29 protein-coding genes and 1 riboswitch are annotated in these 22254 nt (G+C 73.8%); of the genes, 11 read left to right on the plus strand and 18 right to left on the minus strand.

Annotated features, from left to right (window positions below):
- Positions 1–63: 63 nt before the first annotated feature.
- Genes xylA through Sya03_RS26050 form a run of 4 tightly spaced genes read left to right on the plus strand, consistent with a single transcriptional unit; the run spans position 64 to position 4434 of the window.
- Complete coding sequence (xylA, locus tag Sya03_RS26035) at positions 64–1251, plus strand: xylose isomerase (RefSeq protein WP_203941034.1); 1188 nt, start codon at positions 64–66, stop codon at positions 1249–1251.
- A gap of 10 nt (positions 1252–1261) precedes the next feature.
- The gene (xylB, locus tag Sya03_RS26040) at positions 1262–2677 is read left to right on the plus strand and encodes a xylulokinase (RefSeq protein WP_203941035.1); all 1416 of its coding nucleotides are present in this window, start codon (positions 1262–1264) and stop codon (positions 2675–2677) included.
- Between the two features lie 49 nt (positions 2678–2726).
- Positions 2727–4142, plus strand: coding sequence for an MFS transporter (locus tag Sya03_RS26045; protein WP_203941036.1), 1416 nt, complete (start codon positions 2727–2729; stop codon positions 4140–4142).
- 4 nt (positions 4143–4146) lie between these two features.
- The gene (locus Sya03_RS26050) at positions 4147–4434 is read left to right on the plus strand and encodes a hypothetical protein (protein WP_203941037.1); all 288 of its coding nucleotides are present in this window, start codon (positions 4147–4149) and stop codon (positions 4432–4434) included.
- Here the strand turns inward: Sya03_RS26050 and Sya03_RS26055 are convergent.
- The 7 genes from Sya03_RS26055 to Sya03_RS26085 all read right to left on the minus strand — a co-directional run bounded on the left by Sya03_RS26055 (position 4431) and on the right by Sya03_RS26085 (position 9980).
- Positions 4431–6092: a glycoside hydrolase family 13 protein gene (locus tag Sya03_RS26055; protein ID WP_203941038.1), complete on the minus strand. Its 1662-nt coding sequence runs from the start codon at positions 6090–6092 to the stop codon at positions 4431–4433. The genes Sya03_RS26050 and Sya03_RS26055 overlap by 4 nt on opposite strands.
- Positions 6093–6121: 29 nt before the next feature.
- Complete coding sequence (locus Sya03_RS26060; RefSeq protein WP_203941039.1) at positions 6122–6841, minus strand: HD domain-containing protein; 720 nt, start codon at positions 6839–6841, stop codon at positions 6122–6124.
- Positions 6842–6888: 47 nt separating this feature from the next.
- Positions 6889–7827, minus strand: coding sequence for an MHYT domain-containing protein (locus tag Sya03_RS26065; RefSeq protein ID WP_203941040.1), 939 nt, complete (start codon positions 7825–7827; stop codon positions 6889–6891).
- A 256-nt stretch (positions 7828–8083) separates the two neighbouring features.
- Positions 8084–8227 (minus strand): GPGG-motif small membrane protein, encoded by a 144-nt coding sequence (locus Sya03_RS26070; protein ID WP_203941041.1) that lies wholly within the window; start codon positions 8225–8227, stop codon positions 8084–8086.
- 100 nt (positions 8228–8327) lie between these two features.
- Positions 8328–9083: a metallophosphoesterase family protein gene (locus Sya03_RS26075; RefSeq protein WP_203941042.1), complete on the minus strand. Its 756-nt coding sequence runs from the start codon at positions 9081–9083 to the stop codon at positions 8328–8330.
- On the minus strand, positions 9080–9328 hold the full coding sequence (locus Sya03_RS26080; protein ID WP_203941043.1) for a hypothetical protein: 249 nt from the start codon (positions 9326–9328) through the stop codon (positions 9080–9082). Before Sya03_RS26080 ends, Sya03_RS26075 begins: the two co-directional genes overlap by 4 nt.
- Positions 9329–9365: 37 nt before the next feature.
- On the minus strand, positions 9366–9980 hold the full coding sequence (locus Sya03_RS26085) for a nucleotidyltransferase family protein (RefSeq protein ID WP_203941044.1): 615 nt from the start codon (positions 9978–9980) through the stop codon (positions 9366–9368).
- Between the two features lie 114 nt (positions 9981–10094).
- Between Sya03_RS26085 and Sya03_RS26090 the strand changes: the two genes are divergently transcribed.
- Positions 10095–10838: a dTMP kinase gene (locus tag Sya03_RS26090; protein ID WP_203941045.1), complete on the plus strand. Its 744-nt coding sequence runs from the start codon at positions 10095–10097 to the stop codon at positions 10836–10838.
- Here Sya03_RS26090 and Sya03_RS26095 read toward each other — a convergent pair.
- Together Sya03_RS26095 and Sya03_RS26100 are read right to left on the minus strand one after the other, a co-directional pair.
- Positions 10796–11314 carry a hypothetical protein gene (locus Sya03_RS26095; protein WP_203941046.1) on the minus strand — a complete coding sequence of 173 codons (519 nt, stop codon included), beginning with the start codon at positions 11312–11314 and terminating at the stop codon, positions 10796–10798. The genes Sya03_RS26090 and Sya03_RS26095 overlap by 43 nt on opposite strands.
- Before the next feature lie 63 nt (positions 11315–11377).
- Positions 11378–12013: an SDR family NAD(P)-dependent oxidoreductase gene (locus Sya03_RS26100; protein ID WP_203941047.1), complete on the minus strand. Its 636-nt coding sequence runs from the start codon at positions 12011–12013 to the stop codon at positions 11378–11380.
- A gap of 405 nt (positions 12014–12418) precedes the next feature.
- On the opposite strand from Sya03_RS26100, the gene Sya03_RS26105 reads away from it, so the two are divergent.
- Positions 12419–13423: a sigma-70 family RNA polymerase sigma factor gene (locus Sya03_RS26105; protein WP_203941048.1), complete on the plus strand. Its 1005-nt coding sequence runs from the start codon at positions 12419–12421 to the stop codon at positions 13421–13423.
- A gap of 60 nt (positions 13424–13483) precedes the next feature.
- On the opposite strand, the gene Sya03_RS26110 is transcribed toward Sya03_RS26105, so the two are convergent.
- The 3 genes from Sya03_RS26110 to Sya03_RS26120 all read right to left on the minus strand — a co-directional run bounded on the left by Sya03_RS26110 (position 13484) and on the right by Sya03_RS26120 (position 15487).
- On the minus strand, positions 13484–14446 hold the full coding sequence (locus tag Sya03_RS26110) for a C40 family peptidase (RefSeq protein WP_239107846.1): 963 nt from the start codon (positions 14444–14446) through the stop codon (positions 13484–13486).
- Positions 14447–14455: 9 nt separating this feature from the next.
- A riboswitch (cyclic di-AMP (ydaO/yuaA leader) is annotated at positions 14456–14596 on the minus strand.
- Between the two features lie 149 nt (positions 14597–14745).
- Entirely contained in the window at positions 14746–15063 is a 318-nt protein-coding gene (locus tag Sya03_RS26115) for a DUF3817 domain-containing protein (RefSeq protein ID WP_203941049.1), read from the minus strand.
- A gap of 19 nt (positions 15064–15082) precedes the next feature.
- Positions 15083–15487: a hypothetical protein gene (locus Sya03_RS26120; protein WP_203941050.1), complete on the minus strand. Its 405-nt coding sequence runs from the start codon at positions 15485–15487 to the stop codon at positions 15083–15085.
- 87 nt (positions 15488–15574) lie between these two features.
- On the opposite strand from Sya03_RS26120, the gene Sya03_RS26125 reads away from it, so the two are divergent.
- The 3 genes from Sya03_RS26125 to Sya03_RS26135 are packed head-to-tail and all read left to right on the plus strand — an operon-like array spanning position 15575 to position 16684.
- On the plus strand, positions 15575–15817 hold the full coding sequence (locus Sya03_RS26125) for a DUF6158 family protein (protein ID WP_203941051.1): 243 nt from the start codon (positions 15575–15577) through the stop codon (positions 15815–15817).
- Positions 15818–15842: 25 nt separating this feature from the next.
- Positions 15843–16103 carry an SRPBCC family protein gene (locus Sya03_RS26130; protein ID WP_203941155.1) on the plus strand — a complete coding sequence of 87 codons (261 nt, stop codon included), beginning with the start codon at positions 15843–15845 and terminating at the stop codon, positions 16101–16103.
- A 26-nt stretch (positions 16104–16129) separates the two neighbouring features.
- Positions 16130–16684: a DUF1360 domain-containing protein gene (locus Sya03_RS26135; protein ID WP_239107871.1), complete on the plus strand. Its 555-nt coding sequence runs from the start codon at positions 16130–16132 to the stop codon at positions 16682–16684.
- A 58-nt stretch (positions 16685–16742) separates the two neighbouring features.
- Here Sya03_RS26135 and Sya03_RS26140 read toward each other — a convergent pair whose 3' ends face one another.
- Complete coding sequence (locus tag Sya03_RS26140; RefSeq protein WP_203941052.1) at positions 16743–16925, minus strand: hypothetical protein; 183 nt, start codon at positions 16923–16925, stop codon at positions 16743–16745.
- Positions 16926–16938: 13 nt separating this feature from the next.
- The gene (locus tag Sya03_RS26145; RefSeq protein WP_203941053.1) at positions 16939–17130 is read right to left on the minus strand and encodes a hypothetical protein; all 192 of its coding nucleotides are present in this window, start codon (positions 17128–17130) and stop codon (positions 16939–16941) included.
- A gap of 288 nt (positions 17131–17418) precedes the next feature.
- Between Sya03_RS26145 and Sya03_RS26150 the strand changes: the two genes are divergently transcribed.
- Entirely contained in the window at positions 17419–17622 is a 204-nt protein-coding gene (locus Sya03_RS26150) for a hypothetical protein (protein ID WP_203941054.1), read from the plus strand.
- A 26-nt stretch (positions 17623–17648) separates the two neighbouring features.
- Entirely contained in the window at positions 17649–18437 is a 789-nt protein-coding gene (locus Sya03_RS26155; RefSeq protein ID WP_239107848.1) for a GAF and ANTAR domain-containing protein, read from the plus strand.
- A gap of 10 nt (positions 18438–18447) precedes the next feature.
- Here Sya03_RS26155 and Sya03_RS26160 read toward each other — a convergent pair whose 3' ends face one another.
- From Sya03_RS26160 to Sya03_RS26175, 4 genes are all read right to left on the minus strand, one after another.
- Positions 18448–20169 (minus strand): MDR family MFS transporter, encoded by a 1722-nt coding sequence (locus Sya03_RS26160; RefSeq protein WP_370871975.1) that lies wholly within the window; start codon positions 20167–20169, stop codon positions 18448–18450.
- On the minus strand, positions 20166–20648 hold the full coding sequence (locus tag Sya03_RS26165) for a MarR family winged helix-turn-helix transcriptional regulator (RefSeq protein ID WP_203941055.1): 483 nt from the start codon (positions 20646–20648) through the stop codon (positions 20166–20168). Before Sya03_RS26165 ends, Sya03_RS26160 begins: the two co-directional genes overlap by 4 nt.
- A gap of 82 nt (positions 20649–20730) precedes the next feature.
- A complete protein-coding gene (locus tag Sya03_RS26170; RefSeq protein WP_203941056.1) occupies positions 20731–21339 on the minus strand; it encodes a class I SAM-dependent methyltransferase in 609 nt (202 codons plus the stop codon).
- Positions 21340–21350: 11 nt separating this feature from the next.
- Positions 21351–22136 (minus strand): sensor histidine kinase, encoded by a 786-nt coding sequence (locus Sya03_RS26175; protein WP_203941057.1) that lies wholly within the window; start codon positions 22134–22136, stop codon positions 21351–21353.
- Between the last annotated feature and the right edge of the window lie 118 nt (positions 22137–22254).

Genomic DNA, 22254 nt, shown 5'->3' on the forward strand with positions numbered 1-22254 from the left:
GGTTGACAATGCCACACCACCTCCATTTAATTCAATCACTGAACAATTTCGTGGAGGTAACCCATGACGGTGCAGCCGACCCGCGCGGACAAGTTCTCCTTCGGGCTGTGGACGGTGGGCTGGACGGCGCGTGACCCGTTCGGCGACGCGACCCGCGCCCCGCTCGACCCGGCCGAGGCCGTGCACCGGCTCAGCGAGCTGGGCGCGTACGGCATCACGTTCCACGACGACGACGTCGTGCCGTTCGGCTCGGACGAGCACACCCGCGACGGCCACCTGGCGCGCTTCCGCAAGGCGCTCGACGAGACCGGGCTGGTGGTGCCGATGGTGACCACCAACCTGTTCACCCACCCGGTGTTCAAGGACGGCGGGTTCACCAGCAACGACCGCTCGGTGCGCCGGTTCGCGCTGCGCAAGGTGATGCGCAACCTCGACCTGGCCGCGGAGCTGGGCGCGCGGACGTTCGTCATGTGGGGCGGCCGGGAGGGCAGCGAGTACGACTCGGCCAAGGACGTGCAGGCCGCGCTGGACCGCTACCGCGAGGCCGTGGACACGCTCGCCCAGTACTCGGTCGACCGCGGGTACGGCATCCGGTTCGCCCTGGAGCCCAAGCCCAACGAGCCGCGCGGCGACATCCTGCTGCCGACCGTCGGGCACGCGCTGGCGTTCATCGCCCAGCTGCAGCACCACGAGCTGGTCGGCGTGAACCCGGAGGTCGGCCACGAGCAGATGTCGAACCTCAACTACACCCACGGCATCGCCCAGGCGCTGTGGCAGGGCAAGCTGTTCCACCTGGACCTCAACGGCCAGCACGGGCCGAAGTTCGACCAGGACCTGGTGTTCGGCCACGGCGACCTGCTCAACGCGTTCTCCCTGGTGGACCTGCTGGAGCACGGCGGGCCCGGCGGCGGGCCGGCCTACGACGGGCCGCGGCACTTCGACTACAAGCCGTCGCGCACCGAGGACTACGCCGGGGTGTGGGAATCGGCGAAGGCGAACATGCGGATGTACCTGCTGCTGAAGGAGCGGGCGCAGGCGTTCCGCGCCGACCCGGAGGTGCGGGAGGCGCTTGCCGCCAGCGGGGTGGCCGAGCTGGCCGAGCCGACGCTGGCCGAGGGCGAGACGATCACCGATTTCCTCGCCGACCGCGGTACGTTCGAGGAGTTCGACCCGGACGCCGCGGCGGAGCGCGGGTTCGGGTTCGTGCGGCTCAACCAGCTCGCGATCGACCACGTCCTGCGCGCACGCTGACGGAGGAACCATGACGCTCGTCGCCGGCATCGACTCCTCGACCCAGTCCTGCAAGGTCGTCGTCCGCGACGCGGAGTCGGGCGAGCTCGTCCGGCAGGGCCGCGCCGCGCACCCCGACGGCACCGAGGTCCACCCGGACGCCTGGTGGGCGGCGCTCGGCGAGGCGATCGACCAGGCGGGCGGCCTGGACGACGTGGCCGCCGCGTCCGTCGCCGGGCAGCAGCACGGCATGGTGACCCTGGACGAGGCCGGCGAGGTGGTCCGCCCGGCGCTGCTGTGGAACGACACGCGAAGCGCCGGCGCGGCCGCCGAGCTGATCGACGACCTCGGCGGCGGCGACGCGGGCCGGCAGGCGTGGGTGGACGCGGTCGGCATCGTGCCGGTCGCCAGCTTCACCCTGACCAAGCTGCGCTGGCTGGCCCGCACCGAGCCGGACAACGCGGCCCGGGCGGCGGCGGTGTGCCTGCCGCACGACTGGTTGACGTGGAAGCTGGCCGGCGCCCCCGGCATCGACGCGGTGAAGACCGACCGCAGCGACGCCAGCGGCACGCTGTACTGGTCGGCGGCGGCGGACGCGTACCGGCCGGACCTGCTGGAGCTGGGCTTCGGCCGCGCGTTGATCACGCCCGAGGTGCTCGGCCCGACGGGCCGGGCGGGCAGCCTGCCCAGCGGGGCGGCGCTCGGCCCGGGCGCGGGCGACAACGCGGCGGCCGGGCTCGGCGCGGGCGCGCTGCCCGGCGACGTCGTCATCTCGATCGGCACGTCCGGCACGGTGTTCGTGTCGGCCGACGTGGCGCCGAAGGACCCGAGCGGCACGGTCGCCGGGTTCGCCGACACCACCGGCCGGTTCCTGCCGATCGTCGTCACGCTGAACGCGGCCCGGGTCCTCGACGCGGCCGCGAAGCTGCTCGGCGTCGGCCACGACGAGCTGTCGGCGCTGGCGCTGTCCGCCCCGGCGGGCGCGGACGGCCTGGTGCTGGTGCCGTACCTGGAGGGCGAGCGCACTCCGAACCGCCCCGACGCCACGGGCGCGATCCACGGGCTCACCCTGCGCACGTCCGACCCGGCGCACCTGGCCCGGGCCGCCGTCGAGGGCATGCTGTGCGCGCTCGCCGACGGCCTCGACGCGCTCGTGCGGCACGGGGCGCAGGCCCGCCGGGTGGTGCTGGTCGGCGGCGGCGCCCGCAGCGAGGCGGTGCGCCGCATCGCCCCGGCGCTGTTCGGGCTGCCGGTGCTCGTCCCCCCGCCGGGGGAGTACGTCGCGGACGGGGCCGCCCGCCAGGCCGCCTGGGTCGCCCTGGGCTCGGACACGCCGCCCACGTGGGCCTCGGCCACCCCCGAGGTGTACGAGGACACGCCGGTGCCGCTGATCCGCGAGCAGTACGCCGCCGCCCGCGACGCGGTGATCGACCGGCGCCCCACCTGAGCCCGCGCACTCAGCCGGCTCCGGCCCGCGCGCGGCTAGAGTCCGTGACGTGAAGGGCGGCCGCGCGCACCGCGCGTACAGCGTGGTGGTGTTCGTGCTGCTGGCGTCGCTGGACAACGTGGCGATCGGGCTGGCGCCGCCGCTGTACGGCAGCATCGGCGCGGACTTCGGGGTGCCGGAGGCGGCCGTCGCCCTGGTCACCACGATCACGTTCCTGCTCAGCGCGGTGGCGGCCGTCGGCTGGGCGTACGCGGGCGACCGCGGCAACCGCAAGCCGGTGCTGGTCGCCGGCTCGGTGCTGTGGGCGGCAGGCACGGCCGCGTCGGGCTGGGCACCCGGCTACGGCTGGTTCCTGGCCGCGCAGGTGCTCGCCGCGATCGGCCTGGGCGCGGTCGGCTCGGTGGGCTTCGCGGTGGTCAGCGACCTCATCGCGCCGCGCCGCCGCGGGCTGGTGATGAGCTTCTGGGGGTTGTCGCAGGGCGTCGGCACGCTGGCCGGCACGCTGCTCGGCGGGGTGCTGGGCAGCGCCGACTGGCGGCGGCCGTTCGCGCTGGTGGCGATCGCCGGGCTGGTCGCGACGGTGGCGTACCTGTTCACGTTCGACATCCCGCGCGGCGACAGCGAGCCGGAGCTGGCCGGGGTCGACTACGACGTGCGGATCCGGCCCGACGACCTGCCGCGCATCCTGGGCCGCCGCACGAACGTGTGGCTGATCCTGCAGGGCCTGCCGGCGCAGGCCGCGTTCGGGTCGCTGGTGTGGCTGCCGGTGCTGTTCCGGGCGCGCGCCGAGGACCAGGGCTACTCGGGCGCGACCGCCATCGTGGTGGGCAGCGTGTTCGCCACCCTGTTCCAGCTGGGCGGGGCCCTGTCGATCCTGGGCGGGCTGGTCGGCGACCGGCTGCAGCGGCGTACCCCCCGGGGCCGGGCCCTGGTGGCGGCCGCCGGCGTGCTCGCGGCCGTGCCGCTGTACGTGGCCCTGTTCTTCGTGCCGATGCGCATCGACGTGCCGGACGGCGCCGGGTCGGGCGCCGTGATCGGCGGCGTGCTGCGCAGCGTGGTGACCGAGCCGACGGTCGGCCTGAGCCTGCTCACCGCGCTGCTGGCGCTGGCGCTGACCAGCGCGAACGCGCCGAACTGGTTCGCGCTGATCGGCGACGTGAACCCGCCCGAGCACCGCGGCGCCGTCTACAGCCTCGGCAACCTCGTCAACGGCGTCGGCCGGGCCGCCGGCAACTACCTGGTGGGCAGGGCGATCGGCACGCTGAACGCCGCGTTCCCGCCGCCGCTGAACTACGCCGTCGGGCTGGCCGCGTTCCAGCTGTTCTTCATCCCGACCGGGGTCATGTACTGGCTGGCGTCGCGGACCGCCCCGCGCGACATCGCCGCCGTGCACGAGCTGCTGCTGCGGCGGCGGTCGTCCAGCCGGACGGCCGAGGGCGCGCCCGAGGAGGATCTGGCACGGTGACCTGATGTCCGACGTGGAGTCCCCAGAGCGCGCCCCGTGGTGGGCCCGGGTGATCGGCTGGCTGGGGCTGGTGCTGCACCTGGCGCTGCTGTTCTGGTACGTGGCCAGTGGGCTCGTCGCCCCCGGCTGGGCGGTGCTGACGCTGCTGGTGATCTGGGCCGCGCTGCTGGTGGTGGCGGTGCGGCTGCGCCGGCGGCGACCGCTGCTCGTCCCCCTGGTGCCTGTGGTGGGCTTCCTGGTGTGGATCGGCGCGATCACCGCCGGCGAGACGTGGCTGGGCTGGACCCCCTAGATCCGCGCCCAGACCGTGACGTCCTGCGGCACGGCGCCGTCGGCGGTGAGCGGCTCGCTGGTCAGCAGCGGCTCGCAGCCGTCCGGCAGCGGCACCGGCTCGGCCCCGAAGTTGGTCAGCACCAGCACCCCGCCGTTGCGGAACTGCACGGTCTCCGCGGCCGGGCCGGCCCACTCCAGCCGGCCGCGGCCGAGGCCGTGCTCCGCGCGCAGCGCCAGGGCCGAGCGGTACAGCTCGTACGTCGACCCGGGCACCCCGCGCTGGCGGTCCAGGGCCAGCTCGGCGAACACCGGCGGCTGCGGCAGCCAGCTGGCGTCGGTCGGCCCGAACCCGTACGACGGCGCGTCGGCCTCCCACGGGATCGGCACCCGGCAGCCGTCCCGGCCGGCCGACTGGTGGTTCGAGCGGAACCAGGTGGGGTCCTGGCGCACCTCGCCCGGCAGCGTCGTGTGCTCCGGCAGGCCCAGCTCCTCGCCCTGGTAGAGGTACGCCGAGCCGGGCAGGGCCAGCATCAGCAGCGTGGCGGCGCGGGCGCGGCGCAGCCCCAGCACGGCGTCGGGCTGCGGGTCGTCCGGCCCGATGCCGTGCGGCCGGGGCGTGCCGACGGGCAGGCCCAGCCGGGACGCGTGGCGCACCACGTCGTGGTTCGACAGCACCCACGTCGTGGTGGCGCCGACGGCGTCGTTCGCGGCCGTCGACACGTCGATGACGTCGCGCTGGGCGCCCGCCGTCCACGGGGCCACCAGGTAGCTGAAGTTGAACGCCTGGTGCATCTCGTCGGGGCGCACGTACGCGGCCAGCCGCTCCAGCGGCTCCACCCACGCCTCGGCGACCAGCACCCGGCCGCCGGGGTACTCGTCGAGGACGGTGCGCCACTGCCGGTAGATCTCGTGCACGCCCTCCTGGTCCCACATCGGCGGGCGGGGGCCGTCCAGCGGGTTGCCGAGCAGCTGGCTGTGGCCCGTCCAGTCCGGCAGGTCGGCCTCCTTGATCAGGCCGTGCGCCACGTCGACCCGGAAGCCGTCGGCGCCGCGGTCGAGCCAGAACCGCAGGATGCCGACGAAGTCGGCTCGCACCTTCGGGTTGTCCCAGTTCAGGTCGGGCTGGGTGACGTCGAACAGGTGCAGGTACCACTGGCCGTCCGGCACCCGCTCCCACGCGGAGCCGCCGAAGACGCTCTGCCAGCTGTTCGGCGGCTCGGCGCCGTCGGGGCCGCGGCCGTCGCGGAACACGTACTGCTCGCGCTCGGGGCTGCCGGGGCCCGCCTCCAGCGCCGCCTGGAACCAGCGGTGCGCGCTGGACGTGTGGTTCGGCACCAGGTCGACGATGACCTTCAGGCCGCGCTCGTGTGCGCCGGCTATCAGGGCGTCCGCGTCGTCGAGCGTGCCGAACAGCGGGTCGACGGCCTCGTAGTCGGCCACGTCGTAGCCCGCGTCGGCCTGCGGCGACGGGTAGAACGGCGACAGCCACACGGCGTCGACGCCGAGCTCGACCAGGTGGTCGAGGCGGGCGGTGATGCCCGGCAGGTCGCCGACGCCGTCGCCGTCGGAGTCGGCGAACGAGCGCGGGTAGATCTGGTAGATCACGGCGTCGCGCCACCACCGCTGGTCGGCGTCGGTGGTCGCGGGGGACGCTGAGGTCTTCGGGTACGCGGTCACGCCGCCATTGTTGCCCGATATGGGCCGTCTCACCCGTCGAGGATCGCCGCGAACCGCCGTTCCGCGAGGTCCAGCTGGTCGTAGATGTGCTCCTTGGCGGTCTCCGACAGCGGCGTGTCCGCACGCCCGATGAGCTCGCGGAACGTGGGCACCAGCGGCCGGTACTTCGCGGCCGAGCTGCGCGCCTTGTCGCCGGTGGCGTGGATGACGCCGACGCCGTTGTCGGTGAAGTCGCTCACCTTGATGACCCGCGCCCACGGGTCCCGGTGGAGGCTCTCGGCGACGTGCTCGCGGTACTGCTCGTGCCGGTCGCGGCCCGGGTCGTACTCGGGGTTGGTGACCGACCGGACCAGCTCGCCGACGCGCGGGTTGAACCGGCGGGCCAGCTCGGCGACGGCCGCGTCGGTGGCCTCGGCGTGCGGGGTGCCCGCGGGCAGCCCGGCCAGCTCCTCCGGGTGGTCCTCGACGGCGTCGTGCAGCAGCGCGGCGACGATCACGTCGACGTCGCGCACCCCGTAGTAGCTGATGATCCGCACCGCGACCCGGAGCAGGTGGTTCAGGTACGGCTCGCGGGTGCGGCGGTCGGCGGCGTGCAGCTCGGCGGCCAGCTCGCGCGCGGACCGCAGCACGGGCTGCGCGTCGGCCGGGAAGGAGCGGATCTCCAGTTCCAGGCGGTCGCGCAGCCCGGGCTCGCCGTACGCCTCGGTGATCGCGTGCAGCGGCATGGTGAGCAGCGTCGTGGCGGCCATGCCGATCACATATACCCGATCGGCGTACCGGCCGGGTCACGGTCGGCTCAGTCCGCGGTCCGGCCCGCGGGGACGGCGTCCCGCGTGGCGGCGTCCTGCGGCGGGGCGACGGGCTCGGCGTGCTGGTCGGCGGCGCGGCCGGCCGGGCGGGGGGAGGGGCGTCCGCCGCGGCGGATGGCGCCCAGCGACGCGTGCCGCAGCGACCACGGCTCGGCGTGCGCCCCGCGGCGGGGGACGGCGGCGCCGTCGGTGAACTCCTCCTCCGTCATCGCCTGCAGCGCGCTGAACGCCACGCCGATGAGCACGGCGGCGGTGACGAGCGTGATGGGGACGATGAGCAGCAGCGGGCGGATGCCGTCCACGGCCATGTCGACCTCGTCGGCCATCTCGACGCTCATCGCGGCCATGCCGGTGTAGTGCATGCCGCACACCGCGACGCCCATCACGGCGGCCGCGCCGAGGATCGGCAGCCAGCCCTTCACGTAGACGGTGCACCACAGGGCGACGGTCGAGGCGACGACGGCGATCACGGCGGACGCGGCGACCAGCGCCGCGTCGTAGTGGATCTCCCCGCCGACGTGCATCGCGGCCATGCCGGTGTAGTGCATGGCGAGCACCCCGGTGCCGGTGAACGCGCCGCCGGCGAGCAGCTTCCAGGGGGTGCGGGGCCCGTGGCCGACGAAGACGAGTCCGATGCCGACGGTGACGACCGCCATGCCCATGCTGAACAGGGTGAGCGGCAGGTCGTAGCGGACGGGGCTGTCCGGGACGTCGAAGCCCAGCATGGCCGTGAAGTGCATGAGCCAGATGCCGGCGCCGCCGATGGCGAACGCGGCGATGATCAGCCAGCGGGTGCGGCGGTGCCGGGTCTGCGCGGCGCGGGCGCGCTGGGTGCACAGCAGGCCGAGCAGCGAGCCGAGGAACGCCAGCAGGTACGCGGCGACCGGGTTGAACGCACCGTACGTGAAATGGTGGACCTCGGCCACGTGGGGACACCTCGCGAACGTTGTTCTCTTCCGGCCCGATTGCTGCCGGTTCCGTCGCAAGCATCTAGCCACGTGCATGTCCGTCGGCATCGCACAACGTGTGCGTGCGGTCACGCATAAAGAAGCCGGGGTCGTCGTCGCGGATTCTTCCGTCGGGGAGGACGAAGAGATCGGCGAGGACGACCCCGGTGCCGGATCGGAGGCGGGCCGCTGGCCGCTCCGGGGGGACGGGTCTTGCGGGGGATTAGGGCGAGCCCTAGCTGAAGATGCTCACACCACCCGGGCCGACGAGCAGGCCCACGATGATGAGGACGACGCCCCACAGAATCTGACGACGGAACAGGGCGAGAACGCCGGCGACGACCAGGATGACTGCCAGGATCCAGAGAAGTGTGCTCATGACTGATCGAATACCCGCTCCCTCGAGAGTGGAAACCAGATCGACAGAGGCCCCTGTCCGCGCTGCGGACAGGGGCCTCGACGGTGCTCGATGCGGCCGGTCAGTGCCGGCCCACCAGCACCGACGCGTCCACCGGGTGGCTGTCGGCGGCCAGGTGGTAGACGTTGTACGCCTGCTTGATCACCGGGTGCGCGACGTTGCGCACGCGCACCCCGCCGGGCGTCATCCCGCGTTCCGTGCCGGCGTGCGCGTGCCCGTGCAGGGCCAGCGCCGTGGGCGCGGAGTCGATCGCCTGGCCGAGCTGGTAGCAGCCCAGGAACGGGTAGATCTCCAGCGGCTCGCCGACGAGCGTGTCCGGCACCGGCGCGTAGTGCGTCAGCGCGACCCGCACGTCGCAGTCCAGCGAGCGCAGTGCCGCACCGAGCCGCTCGGCGATGGCCTCGGTGTGCCCGACGAACGCCTTCATCTCCGGCTCGCCGAAGTTGCTGGCGCACCGGCCGGCGAACCCGCCGCCGAAACCCTTCACGCCCGCCACGCCCAGCCGGGTGCCGCCGATCGTCAGCACCGTCGACGTGCCCTCCAGCACCGTGATGCCGGCGCCCTCCAGCACCTCGACGACCTGTGGCGCCTGGTTGCACTGGTGGTCGTGGTTGCCGAGCACGGTCACCACGGGCACCCCGAGGTCACCGAACTCACTGGCCACGCACTTCGCCTCCTCGGCGGTGCCGTGCCGGGTCAGGTCCCCGGCCAGCAGCAGCACGTCGGCCACGTCGGGCAGCTGTTCGAGTGCGGGCCGGTACCGGCCCACCACGTCCTTGTCCACGTGGACGTCGCCCACGGCGGCGATCCTGATCACGACAGCTCCTCCACCTCGCTGGGCGCCTGGGCGCGGATGATCCCGATGTCGCAGGTGACCGGCACGCCGGGCACCAGTTCGCGGACCCGCCGCACGACCTCGTCGCGCCGGTGCTCGCTCTCCACCTCGCCGCACAGGATCAGCGCGTGCTCGCGCCGCACCACCGTGATGCCCTGCTCGGCGATGTCGACGTCCTCGGTCAGCACCCGTTGGATCTCGGCTTCGGTGTATTCGTCCACGGTCATGCGTCAACCACCTTCCGTTCGGCAGCGGCGACCCCCGTCAGGCCGCCACCTCGTGGTCCTTGTGGGTGCGGCCGTCGTCGGCGCCCTCGCCCTGCTGGTCCAGCGGGACCACGTCCAGCCGGTCGAGCAGGATCAGGAACGTCTCGGCGTACGGCGAGTGCGCGGTCTCCCGGCGCACCCGGGCCCAGTCGATCTGCTCCCGCAGGGAACGCGCCACCGGCAGCCCGCGGGCGAAGTCGCAGTAGTGCTGGGTGAAGCTGAGCAGCTTGTGCACCATCAGCTGGGTCGCGGACAGCACCGGCATGTGGATGGCCTCGACCGGCCGCATGACGGTGTCCTCGAACGTCTCGTCCGTCACGGGCGTCTCGACCGGGCGGTAGATCAGGTCCACCATCCGGCCGCTGTCGAACACCTTCACCAGCCAGTCCTCCGGCGGCTGCTCGGCCTCGAAGCCCACGGCTCCCAACTCCTCCAGGGCGCGTTCCTTGTCCTGCTCCCGGATGAGGAAGTCGACGTCGTGGTCGCTGGAGTGGCCACCGTGGGCGTACACGGCGAAGCTGCCGCCCAGCGCGAAGGGGATGTCGGCCTGCTTCAGCGTCGCGGCCACCCGCTTCAACGTGTTGACCAGGCCTTCGTCGACCCGATGCGGCATGTCAGAGCCTCCCGTGCGTCGGCGTGTCAGGCAGATGGGAGGCATACCCCCCGGCTCCCGGTCTCACACTCCGTCACAGCGGGCACATGCGCGCCCGCGCTACCGTCGACAGGTATGTCGTCCGTGCCGGTCGTCCAGCCGTCCCCCCGTCGCCTCCGCACCGTCGCCCTGATCGGGATCGACGGGTCCGGCAAGACCACCCAGGCCCGCCTGCTCGCCGCTGAGCTGAGCCGCTCGGGACTGCCCGCCACGTACCACCAGAACGCCGGCGGCCGCCGCTGGTTCGGCCGGCTCGCCGAGCGCTTCGGCCGCGACGACGCCCAGGACCTGCTGGGCCGCCGCCTGATGCTGCTGGTCGAGTCGGTGCTGCGCTGGCTGGCCATCGCCCGCGCCCTGCTGCGCCGGGTCCGCTCCGGCGACGTCGCCGTCATGGACCGCTACGCGGCGTGCCAATACGCCAGCCTGCGCGCCCGTGGCCGCGGCCGGGCGGGCGAGCGGCTGGCCCGGGTGGCGTACAGCGTCTTCCCCCGCCCCGACGTGACGTTCCTGCTGGCCGTCCGCCCCGAGGTGGCGTGGCAGCGGGTCGAGACGCGCGGCTACGACCACGAGGACCTCGGCGACCTGCGCGCCGCCGACGCCGCCTACCGCGACCTGCCCGAACACGCCCACGTGGTCGTGGTGGACGCGAACGGCACCCTGGACGAGGTCGCGGCCGCGATCCGCGGCCACCTGGCGGCGTACCTGCCCGCCGCCCAGCCGCTGCCCCGCCAGCGCCCCGCCGTGAGCGGCGTCCTGGCGGCCCCGGCCCTGGCCGACTACGCCTCGGCCGTCACCCCACTCGCCCAGGCGGCCGCCTGAGCGCGTTCCAGCACGCGGATGTGCCGCAGCGCCACCAGCAGCGGCACGACTCCCAGCACGCCGAACGAGATGTCGATGAGCTGCCACCCGAACGGGATGCCGCGCACCGGCCCGGCGACGAGCGCGAGCGGCACGACGGCGGCGCAGGCGATGACGCCGAACTGCACCACCCACACGTTGCGCACCGGGTCGCGCAGCGGGCCCCAGAAGGCGACGGCGATGACCAGGTGGGCGAACGCCAGCCAGTCGGTGCCGTAGGCGATGAACGGGTACGCCTCGCCGGTCGCGGCGAGCCCGGCGTGCACCCGGTCGACCCAGGCGACCAGCCCGCCCGGGGCGGGCAGGTCGTGCAGCACGGCGGCCAGCAGCCGGGTCTCGGCCACGAGCGGGAAGGCGGTGACGCCGCTGACCACCAGGCCGGCGACGACGATCAGCAGGCAGCCCCGGACGATGCGGAGCCGGCGGTCGGCGTTCATGATCAGCACGCTAGGCGCGCGCGGTGGGCGGCCGCTGCCCCGCACACCGCATCTGCACGGGATCTACACCGGGACGCGGGCGCCCGTCACGGAGGTGGCCGCGTCGCTCACCAGGAATGCGATGACGTCGGCGATGCGGGCCGGGTCGGTCCACCGGGACGGGTCGGCGCCGGGCTGGGCGGCCCGGTTGGCGGGGGTGTCGATGGTGCCGGGGACGACGGTGTTGCAGCGCACGCCCGAGGCGCGGTACTCGACGGCGACGGCGTCGGCGAACGCCAGCAGTGCCGCCTTGGCCGTCACGTACCCGGCGGCGCCGGCGAACGGGTGCAGCGCGGCCCGCGACGAGACGCACACCACGGCGCCACCGCCGGCCGCCGTCAGGTGCGGCAGGGCCGCGGCCGTGACCAGGTACGTCGGGCGCAGGTTGAGCCGCAGCATCGCCTCGAAGTCGGCGACCGGCGTCTCGTGGACCAGCCCGCCCATGGCGAACCCGCCGACGAGGTTGACGGCGGCGCGCAGCGGCGCGGCCGGGTCGGCGGCGGCCGTGGCGACCGCCGCTGTGACGGCCGTCTCGTCGGTGAGGTCGGTCTCCGACCGGGTGGGCGCGACCACCCGCCAGCCGCCGGCGGTGAGGGCGGCGGAGACGGCCGGGCCGAGGCCGCCGGAGCCGCCGGTGAGGAAGACCGTTCGCCCTGTCATGCGGATCACGCTAGCGGAGTGACCGTTCTCACCGTTGGGCGGAGGACTTCAGGGCAATAACAACCTGTCGATGCTGCGAGTGAACCCCGGACGCCACGGACCCGTAGTGGGTAGTGACGCGCATCGCAGGAATGGGACGGGGTCGCGTCGCCGTTGACGACGAGGGGTCGAGCGTTGGCATCGAATCGCCTGGAAGTGCAATCGCCGCATGGGACATCCGACCAGGGGTACGACTCCGAATCCCCGTACGAGGGAGCGGTTCAGGAAGTACCCACTCCGCTCTCAGCCGGCACTCAGGCAATCGTGACACTTTCGACCCACCAGCCGGAATCAGTGCGAGCCGCCATCTGTTGTGCAGATGTCGGCGGTGCGAGGCAGAGGCTGCGGACGGCACGGGGAGGGCTGATGAACTCAGGGACGGCCCGGAGCAAGGTGAAGAAGGGCAACAACGAGGGGATCGTGGGCAACGTGGAGACCAACATGGTGATGCGCACCGACGAGGTCGCCGAGGAGCGTGACCTGGTCGGCGTCTACCTGCACGAGATCTCCCGGACGCCGTTGCTGGACGCCGCCAAGGAGGTCGATCTCTCCAAGGCGATCGAGGCCGGGCTGTACGCGGAGCACCTCCTCGACACGGGTGAGGCGCGGCGCGGGGTGAGCCGGGAGGAGCTGGAGCGGCTGGTCGTCGAGGGCGAGCGGGCCAAGGACCTGTTCATCCGGGCGAACCTGCGGCTGGTGGTGTCGATCGCGCGGCGGTACGTGCGGTCCGGCATGCCGATGCTCGACCTGATCCAGGAGGGCAACACCGGCCTGGTGCGCGCCGTCGAGAAGTTCGACTACGAGCGTGGCTACAAGTTCTCGACGTACGCGACGTGGTGGATCCGCCAGGCGATCAGCCGGGCGATCGCGCAGCAGGAGCGCACCGTGCGCCTGCCCGTGCACCTCGTCGAGGACGTCAACCGGATGCGCAACGTCACCCGTCAGCTGGTGCGCGAGCTCGGCACGGACCCGGAGCCGGCGCAGATCGCCGCCGCGCTCGGCGTGACCGTGGAGCGCGTCACCGAGCTGGTGCGCTGGTCGCAGGACACCGTGTCGCTGGACACGCCGGTCGGCGACGACGGCGACACCAACCTGGGTGACCTGGTCGCCGACAGCGACGCCCCCTCGCCGGAGGAGATCGTCCTCACGGCGCTGGAGCGGCAGCGCATCGAGGGCCTGCTGAACCACCTGGACGACCGGTCGGCCGGCATCATGCGTGCCCGGTACGGCCTGGAGGACGGCCGCGAGCACTCCCTCACGGAGGTCGCCTCGCGGTTCTCGCTCTCGCGTGAGCGGATCCGGCAGCTGGAGATCCAGGCGCTGGGCCGGCTGCGGGAGCTGGCGCGGGCCGAGGGGATGCAGGCCGCGTAACGAGGGGATACAGGGAAGGGGCCGCCCGGCTGGGCGGCCCCTTCCTTTCGTGCGTGCGGGTCAGCGCACCCGGCCGTAGCCCATCGGCGCCATGATGTTGATGGACCGCTTCGCCACCCGGGTGCCGGTGCGGGGGGCGTCGATGACCATGTTGTCGCCGACGTAGATGCCGACGTGCCCGAGGGAGCGGTAGAAGACCAGGTCGCCCGGCTTGAGCTGCGAGCGGCTGATCCGCGCTGTCGCGTTGTACTGCATGGCCGCGTTGTGCGGCAGAGACTTCCCGGCCGCCGCCCAGGCTTTCATCATCAGCCCGGAGCAGTCGTAGCCCGAGGAGCTGGCGCCACCCCACTTGTACGGGGTGCCGATCGCGTTGTAAGCGAACCGCACCGCGACGCCGGCCTTGCCGGAGATGTTGGGGATCTTGCCGGTGTAGCCGCCGGTGTCGGGCTCCTCCGCGGAGCCGTACAGCTGGCGGCGCAGCTCCAGCAGCTTCTTGACGTCCGCCTCGATGACCTTCCTGCGGGCGTCCAGTTCCTTCTTCTGCGCGTCCTGCCGCTGGCGGGCGGTGTGCAGCTTCGCCTGTTCGTCGAGGAACTTGGCGTTGGTGACGTTGAACGCCTCGACCGTGCGCTGCCGGTTGCGCGACAGCTGCTGCAGGTAGGCCAGCCGGTCGATGACGTCGCCGCCGCCGTTGAGCAGGGCGGTCGCGGCGCTGATGTTGCCCTGCTTGTACGCCTGGGCGGCGAGGACGCCGACCTCGACGCCGGCGGCGTCGAGCTGCGCACGGACAGGGGCGAGGGCCTTGTCGACCTTGGCCTCGGCGGCCTTGGTCGCCTTGATCTCCTCGTTGAGCTTGTTGTAGGACTCGGTGAGGTCCTCGAGCTGCTCGGAGTCCTTCTCGATCTTCTTGGTGAGCTCGGCCTTGGAGGGCTCGGCGTACGCCGCGGTCGTGGTCGTGCCCGTGACCGCGAGGGCCACGAGGGCGACCAGCAGGACGCGCAGACGTGTCCTGGCAGGGGACAACGGGGTGCCTTTCTCCCGTGGAGCCGCCTACCGGGTTAGCTGACGGGTTCGGACGGGAGAGCGTCCTACCGCGTGGTTCCGCGGATTCACCCCGGTGTCGCGGGTGGGTCCCCGGTTCATGCTCCTGGCCCGATCACGCGTGACCGGGCCGGGTTGGTCGTGCCGCGGGGGAGCGGCAGCGGCCGGCGATTCGGCGGCGCCGCCCCGGCACCACTGTCGGGGAAGTGGCTGTCGACCGGACCGGCCAGGACAACTTAGACCGACCGATCTCGATCCGGCAACGGACCCCCGGGTCCTTGTTATGCGGCCGGCACCGGCTCCATCGCCGTGCGTGCCCAGCGCGTCACGACGCGCTCACAGTAGAAGGACAAAAAGGGAATAGTGCCCGCGAGCATGACGAGCAGCATCCGCTGCAACGGCCAGCCCGCGCGGCGGCTCAGGTCCCACGACGCCACCAGGTAGAGCATGTACAGGAAGCCGTGGCCGGGGCCGATCGTGGCGACCACGACGTCGTTGTCGCCCAGGTACTTCATCGGCATGCCGACGACCACGAGGGCGATGAGCACGACGCCGACGATCCAGGCGATCACGCGGTAACGGGTCAGGGCTCCCTGCACGGTGCTTCTCTCTCCTCGGTCACGCCGGCCGGGGGCCGGGGTAGTCGCCGGGCCGGGCGCCCGGGTGGGCGTTCAGCCACGCCAGGTAGTCGTTGTACGCGGCCAGCTCGGGGTCGTCGTCCGCCGGACGCGCCGGGGCGGCCGGCACGCGCACCGGGCGGCCGAAGCCGGCCGCCGACTGCGGCGGCGCCTCCGGTTCCGGGGCCGGGCCCGCGCCGCGGCGGCGCTCCTGCTGGACCTCGCGGAACCACAGGAAGACGACGAAGAGGGCGAAGACCGGCCACTCGAACGCGTACGCCCAGCTCAGCGAGTTGCCGCCGGCCGCCCGGCCGATCTGCCACCAGCCCAGCGCCAGGAACGCGGCCACGAGCGTCAGCGCGACCAGGTGGCGGACGATCCACGCCCGGGTCAGCAGCGCCCTCATGCCCCGGGAGCGTACCGGCGCTTCCTGGGAGACGTTTCGGGCAGGTCCGGCCGGGCAACCCAACAGCCGAGGAAGGGAGCGACGACCATGTCCCAGACCCCGCACGCGCTCACCGAGGACGAGCCGGGCATCGACCCGGCCACGCTCAGCGACGACGACCTGATCCGCGAGCTGCACAGCCTGCACCGCACGCGGCTCGACACGCTGCGCCACGGCCCGGACGCCGCGCTCAACAACCACCTGCGGCGCACCGCCGAGCTGGAGAGCGAGTACCTGACCCGGCACCCCGGGCGCGAGGTCGACCAGGGCCGCCTCACCCAGGGTTCCTGAGGTGTCGCGCCAGGCCGTGCGCGGGATGTCCGCGCCGCCCGAGGTGGTGTTCAGCACGGCCACCGACCCGGACCGCACCGCGGCCTGGCTGCCGGGCGGCGTCGACACGGCGCCCGAGCCCGGCAACCTCACGGTGCGGCTCACCGGCGCGGCCGACGGCCTGCTGTCCGTGCGCCCCGGCGACGCCGGCGGGTCCTCCGTCGAGCTGGAGGTGGGCGGGCCCGACCCGGACGACCTGCTGCGCGCCCTCGCGCGCGAGGTCGAGGACAACTTCAACGCCGGCTGACCGGCGGTAAGGAGACAGGTTCCGTGATCCGTGACCGACTGGCCCGGCTGCGCCGCGCCTACGCCCCGCACGAGCACCGGCCGCTCGACGGCTACCTCGTCGCGATGGGCGGGTTCGGCGCGCTCGCCACGGCGCTGACCGCTGCGGCGAAGGTGACCGGCAAGCCGGTGCCGGAGCGGCCGGCGGTGACCGACGTGGTGCTGGTGTCGCTGGCGACCCACAAGCTGAGCCGGCTGATCAGCAAGGACGCGGTGACCAGCCCGCTGCGGGCGCCGTTCACCCGCTACTCCGAGCCCGGCGGCGCCGCCGAGGTCAACGAGGAGGTCCGGGACACGACGCACTCGCTGAAGCACTCGGTCGGCGAGCTGGTCAGCTGCCCGTTCTGCCTGGCGGTGTGGGTGGCGACGGCGTTCACCGGCGGGCTGGTGCTGGCGCCCCGGTTCACCCGGTACGCGGCCACGGCGCTCACCGCCGTCGCCGCGTCGGACTTCCTCCAGCTGGCGTACAGCATGGCCAAGGAGGCGGCCGAGGGTGGCGGCGAGGAGCAGGAACCGCGCAAGCCGCGCGCCGTCGCGGCCTGAGCTTCGACGACGAGAGGCCCCCACCGGACGTCCGGTGGGGGCCTCGTCGCGCGCCGGGTCAGGCGGTGTCGTCGTGATCCATGCCGGACCAGCCCCGGGGGCTCTCCGACTCGCCGTCGGCGTCGCCGTCCAGCACGTCCTTGTCGACCACCGTCGCGTCGTGCTCGCCGGCGAAGTCGTGCTCCCCCTCGGGGGACGGCTCCTCGACGGGCTGGCCGAGTGCCTCGAGTTTCTCGCTCATCGGGGTTCTCCTGTCACAGGGACTGCAGCGCCTCGGCGGCCTCGTCCTGGGCGTACTCGCCCTCGGGGAGGGCGTCGACACGGGTCAGCAGGTCGGCGGGAAGGTCGGCGCTGATCGCGCTGCGCTGGATGTCGCCGCTGGTCAGCCGTTCATGACCGCGGTAGAGCTCGTCGAGGAACGCATCGAGTGGATTCGGCTCGGTCACGCCGTCGGTCTACCCGGGGCTGGCGGCCGCAAACGGTGTGACCTGGGTCACAAGCGCTGCCGGAACACTGTCCGGGGGCCGACGGTTGAGATGGATGTCGGTGCGATCAGTGTCCCCGGGCCTCACCTATAACTGCCTTCGCGGAATACCGTTCGGCTGGAGCCGCGTCGCGCCACTCGCCGAGAGGCGACCTGCGCACCGACACCCACCCGCCGCCCCCGGTCCGCCGGGGGCGGCGTCGTGTGTTCCCGGGGCTTTTGATCGCCCCCCGCGGGGTATCCCGCGATCATGACTGACGACCGAGTGGACCAGCGCGCCGCCGACCTGCTGCCCGAGGAGCTCGCCGCGGGCAGCGACGACCCGCACGCCCAGGCCGAGGCGATCCTCGCCGACTCCGACGTGCGGGAGGCCGACCCCCACGCCGCGCCCGACACCGTCCTGGAGCGGCGTACCTCGTCCGATACCGTCGATCCCGCGGATCAGACGGATTGACCGAGCCGCCGTGGCACAGTGGTCCGGTGCTGCCCGCCGATCAGGTCGACCGGCGTGACCCGGGCCCGCCGCCGGCCCGCCGGCCCGCCAACGGCGGCCCCCGGTCACCCCGGCCACCCCGCCGCCACTCCGCCGCCGACGAGGGCCCGCACCCCGTGGAGCTCGCCGGCCTGCTGCACGAGCTGACCGCCGAGCTGCTCGCCGCGGCCGACGTGCCGGACGCCCTCGACCGCCTGGCCCGGTTCGCCCACCAGGCGCTGCCCGGCGCCGACCGGTGCGTGGCCACCCTCGTCGGCGACGGCCTGCCGCCGCTGGCCGCGGCCGCCGGCGCCGACCTGCCGGGGGTGCCCGGCCCGCACGACGAGGGCCCGGGCGCGGCGGCCACCCGCGGCCGGGAACTGGTCACCACCGCCGACCTGGCCGCCGACGAGCGCTGGGCCGGCCCGTTCCCGGCCGGGATCGCCGTCGCGGCCGTCCCGCTGGACGTGCGCCGCCAGTCCGTCGGGGCACTGACCGTGTACGCGGCCCGCGATGCCCTGGAGCCCGGCGTGCTGCTCACCGCGATGGCGCTGGCGGGCCAGGCCGAGGTGCTGCTCGCGGAGCTGCTGCGCCGGTCCGCCCAGGCCGAGCTGACCGCCGACCTCGTCGCGACCCTGCGCACCGGCGCCGTCGACCACGCGGTCGGCGTCATCGTCGCCCAGCGCGGCTGCGACCTGCCCGCCGCGTACACCTTCCTGCACGAGACCGCCGAGCGGCTCGGGCTGACGCCGGCGGCGCTGGCCGAGAAGATCGTCGCCTCGGCCGCCCGCCGGTAGCGCTGACGGGTCAGGTGCGCTCGCCGCGCATCGCCGCCGTCACCGACGCGGCCGGTGCGCCGGGGCCCGCGGCGTCCGCCTCCGCCGCCGCCTCGTCGGCGCGGGCCGCGGCGGCGGACCGGTCCGACAGGGCCAGCTCGGGCAGGAACAGGACCACGATCAGGCCCAGCACCATGACGGCGGCGGCGATGACGAACACGACCGACATGCTGTCGGCGAAGCCCACCTTGAACGGGTGCGAGACCACGTCGGTGAGCCGGGTCAGGAACGACGTGTCGTCGAGCGCGTTGCCGCCCTGCGCCTGCTGCAGCAGCGCCGCCTGGCCGGGGTCGGCGGCGAGGGCCTGCTGGAACTCCGGGGTGGCCTGGGCGGTGCGGAACGCGCTGCTGATGTTGCCCGGCAGCACGTTGAACAGCACGGACAGGAACACGGCGGTGCCGAGCGTGCCGCCCATCGAGCGGAAGAACGTGACGCTGGAGGTGGCGACGCCGATCTCGCGCGGCGACACCGCGTTCTGCACGGCGGTGATCATCGGCTGCATGTTGCCGCCGAGGCCCAGGCCCATGACGACCATGTAGATCATCGTGATGCCGAGCGGGGTGTCGGCGTCGATCGTGGCGAACAGCACGAGCGCCACCAGCATCAGCGAGCTGCCGATGATCGGGAAGATCCGGTACCGGCCGGTGCGGGCGATGAGCTGGCCGGAGGTGATGGAGCCGGCCATGATGCCGACCACGAACGGGATCATCTGCAGGCCCGCCTCGGTGGGGGAGGCGCCTTTGACGATCTGCAGGTACAGCGGCACGGTCATCAGCCCGCCGAACATCGCCATGCCGAGGATGGCGCTCGACGCGGCGCCCACGCTGACGGTCCGGTTGCGGAACAGCCGCATCGGCAGCAGGGCCTCGTCGCCGTACGCGCGCTCGGCCAGCAGGAACAGCACGATGCCGACGGCGCCGACGACGTAGCAGAGGATCGACCGGCCGGAGCCCCAGCCCCAGTCGCGGCCCTGCTCGGCCACGGTCAGCAGCGGCACCAGGCCGACGATCAGGGCGAGCGCGCCGGGCCAGTCGATGCGGTGGTCGCGCCGGGTGTGCGGGATGTGCAGCACCTTCGCCACGACCGCCATGGCGACCAGGCCGATCGGCACGTTGATGTAGAACACCCAGCGCCAGCCGTCGGTGCCGAGCAGGGTCTCGGCGTCGGCGAAGAAGCCGCCGAGGATCGGGCCGATGACGCTGGCGCTGCCGAACACGGCCAGGAACAGGCCCTGGTACTTGGCGCGCTCGCGGGGCGGCACGATGTCGCCGATGATCGCCAGCGCCAGCGACATGAGGCCGCCGGCGCCGATGCCCTGGACCGCCCGGTACGCGGCCAGCTGGTACATCGTCTCGGCGAGCCCGCACAGCACGGAGCCGACGATGAACACGGCGATCGCGAACAGGAAGAACGGCCGGCGGCCGTAGATGTCGCTGAGCTTGCCGTACAGCGGCGTGGAGATCGTCGAGGTGATGAGGAACGCCGTGGTGGCCCACGCCTGCAGCTCGAAGCCCTGCAGGTCGTCGGCGATGGTGCGGGTGGCGGTCGCCATGATCGTCTGGTCGAGGGCGGCGAGGAACATGCCGACCATGAGGCCGCCGAGGATCGTGAGGATCTGCCGGTGGGTCAGCTCGGTCCCGCCCCGGTGGGGCTGGGCCGCGGCGTCGGCGGCGCCGGTGGTCTGCTCGGTCACGGGTTCTCCCTGTCGTCCGCGGGGGGCGTCGGGCCGCCCGTCCGCAGGAGCTGTTCCATGGCGGTGTTGAACTGCTCGAACTGGGCGGCGAAGGCGGCGACCGCCTCGGCCGGCCAGTCGGCGAGCGCGGCGCCGATCAGGGCGCGGCGCCGGCCCACGAGGCGGGCGCAGGCGGCCTCGCCGGCGGGCGTGGCGGCGAGCCGGGAGGCCCGCCCGTCGGCCGGGTCGGGCTCCCGGCGGGCCAGGCCGGCCTTCACCAGCTGGGCGGCCTGCCGGCTCACGGTCGACGGGTCGGCCTGCTTGAGCTCGGCCAGGTCGGTGACGCGCAGCGGGCCGGTGTGCACCAGCGGCGGCAGCAGGAGCAGCGCCGACGGGTCGGCGGAGCCCGGCTCGGCCCCGATCAGCGCCGCCTTGGCGCGGGTGGTCAGCCGCAGGTGCCGGATCAGCTCGGTGGTCAGTCGCTCGACCGCGTCGTCCACGTGCCCTCCCTCCGTCGCCGATGAATGTTTGTAGCCTACAAACAATTACACCGCGACCGGTTTACCGCCGGGGCGACCTGCGTCACGCCCGCCAGACGGCGGTGCGCAGCGAGCGCGTCTCCTCCAGCGCGGGCGGCACCGGCACGTCGTAGCGCGCCACCTCCGTGAACAGCCCCGCCGGGAAGAACCCCCGGCCCGGGTCCCCCACCAGCACGATCGCACCGGCACGGGCGGCGCCGCGTAGGAACACCCGCATCCGGTCGGCGGTGGTCCGGTCGTAGAACACGTCGCCGGCCAGCACCACGTCCTCGGCGACGGTCAGGTCGCCCACGTCCGCGGCCGCCGCCGTCACGGCCACGCCGTTGGCCGCCGCGTTGCGGCCGATCGCCGCCACCGCCGCCGGGTCGCGGTCCACCGCGCGCACCGCCGCCGCCCCGGCCCGCGCCGCCGCGATCGCGGCCACGCCGCCGCCGGCCGCCACGTCCAGCACGGTGCGCCCCGCGACCAGCTCCGGGTGGTCCAGCACGTGCCGGGCCAGGGCGCGCCCGCCCGCCCACGCGAACGCCCAGAACGGCGGCGGCACGTCGGTGGAGTAGGTGCCGCCGGTGCCGTCGAACAGCCCGGCGCCGTCGGGCGCCAGGTGCAGGGACAGTTCCGGCACCAGGGGTACGGGCGTCAGCCGCAGGTTCACGGCCCGATTGTTCAGGCCGCCGGCACCGTCACGACCAGCCGGGTGCCGTCCGGCGCCACCGTCAGGGTGCCGCCGGCCGCCGCCACGTCCCGCGCGAGCAGGGCAGGGCCCTCGCCCACCGGGTCGGCCTGGGCGCCGGTCACCGTCAGCGTCACCGCGCCGGGGGTCCGCTCCGCCGTCAGCTCGACCGCGGCCGAACCCGCCGCGACCGCCACCGGCCGCAGCGCCTCGCGGGCCGCCACCAGCGCCTCGCCGCGCTCGCGCAGCGCCTCGCGGGCCGCCCGGTGCAGCAGGCCCGCCCCGGCGGGGGTGACCGGCAGGCCGGCCGGCACCCGCACCACGCACCGCACCCCGGCCATCCGCAGGCCCGCCGTCAGGTCGTCCAGGGCCGTCGCGAGCGTGTCGCCGGTCAGCGCCGGCGGCTGCACGTCCAGCAGCACCTGGCGCAGCGTCCGGATCGTCTCCTGCACCACCGCGGCCAGCCGCTCCTGGTCGGCGCCCGGGTGGCCCAGCGCGTACCCGACGCCCGCGAGGTCCTCCAGCACCCGGTCGCGCAGCTGCGCGGCCACCCGGCGCTGGGCGAGCCCGGCCACGTCGGCCGCGCGCCGCTCCTCGACCCGGCGGTCCACGGCGGGCGCGCCCGTCGTGCCGCGGTCGCGGGCGGCGAGCAGCAGCGCCGCGGCGAGGGCGGCGGTGGCGGCCGCCCCGGCGAGGACGAGCGCGCGCGGTCCCGCCGCTGCGGCGGCGAGCGTGGCGAGCGCGGCGGCCGCGACGGCGGCCGGAAGCAGACGGGTCATCGAGGCACGAACTCCGCGGCAGAAGGGGCTACGCCTACAGTGCACGGCCGATGCAGCCTGCGGCAGCGGACGACCAGATCTCCGCGTAAACGATCACGCGGAAGCGGTCGGCGACACG

Source organism: Spirilliplanes yamanashiensis (assembly GCF_016863475.1).
Taxonomy (GTDB): Bacteria; Actinomycetota; Actinomycetes; order Mycobacteriales; family Micromonosporaceae; genus Spirilliplanes; species Spirilliplanes yamanashiensis.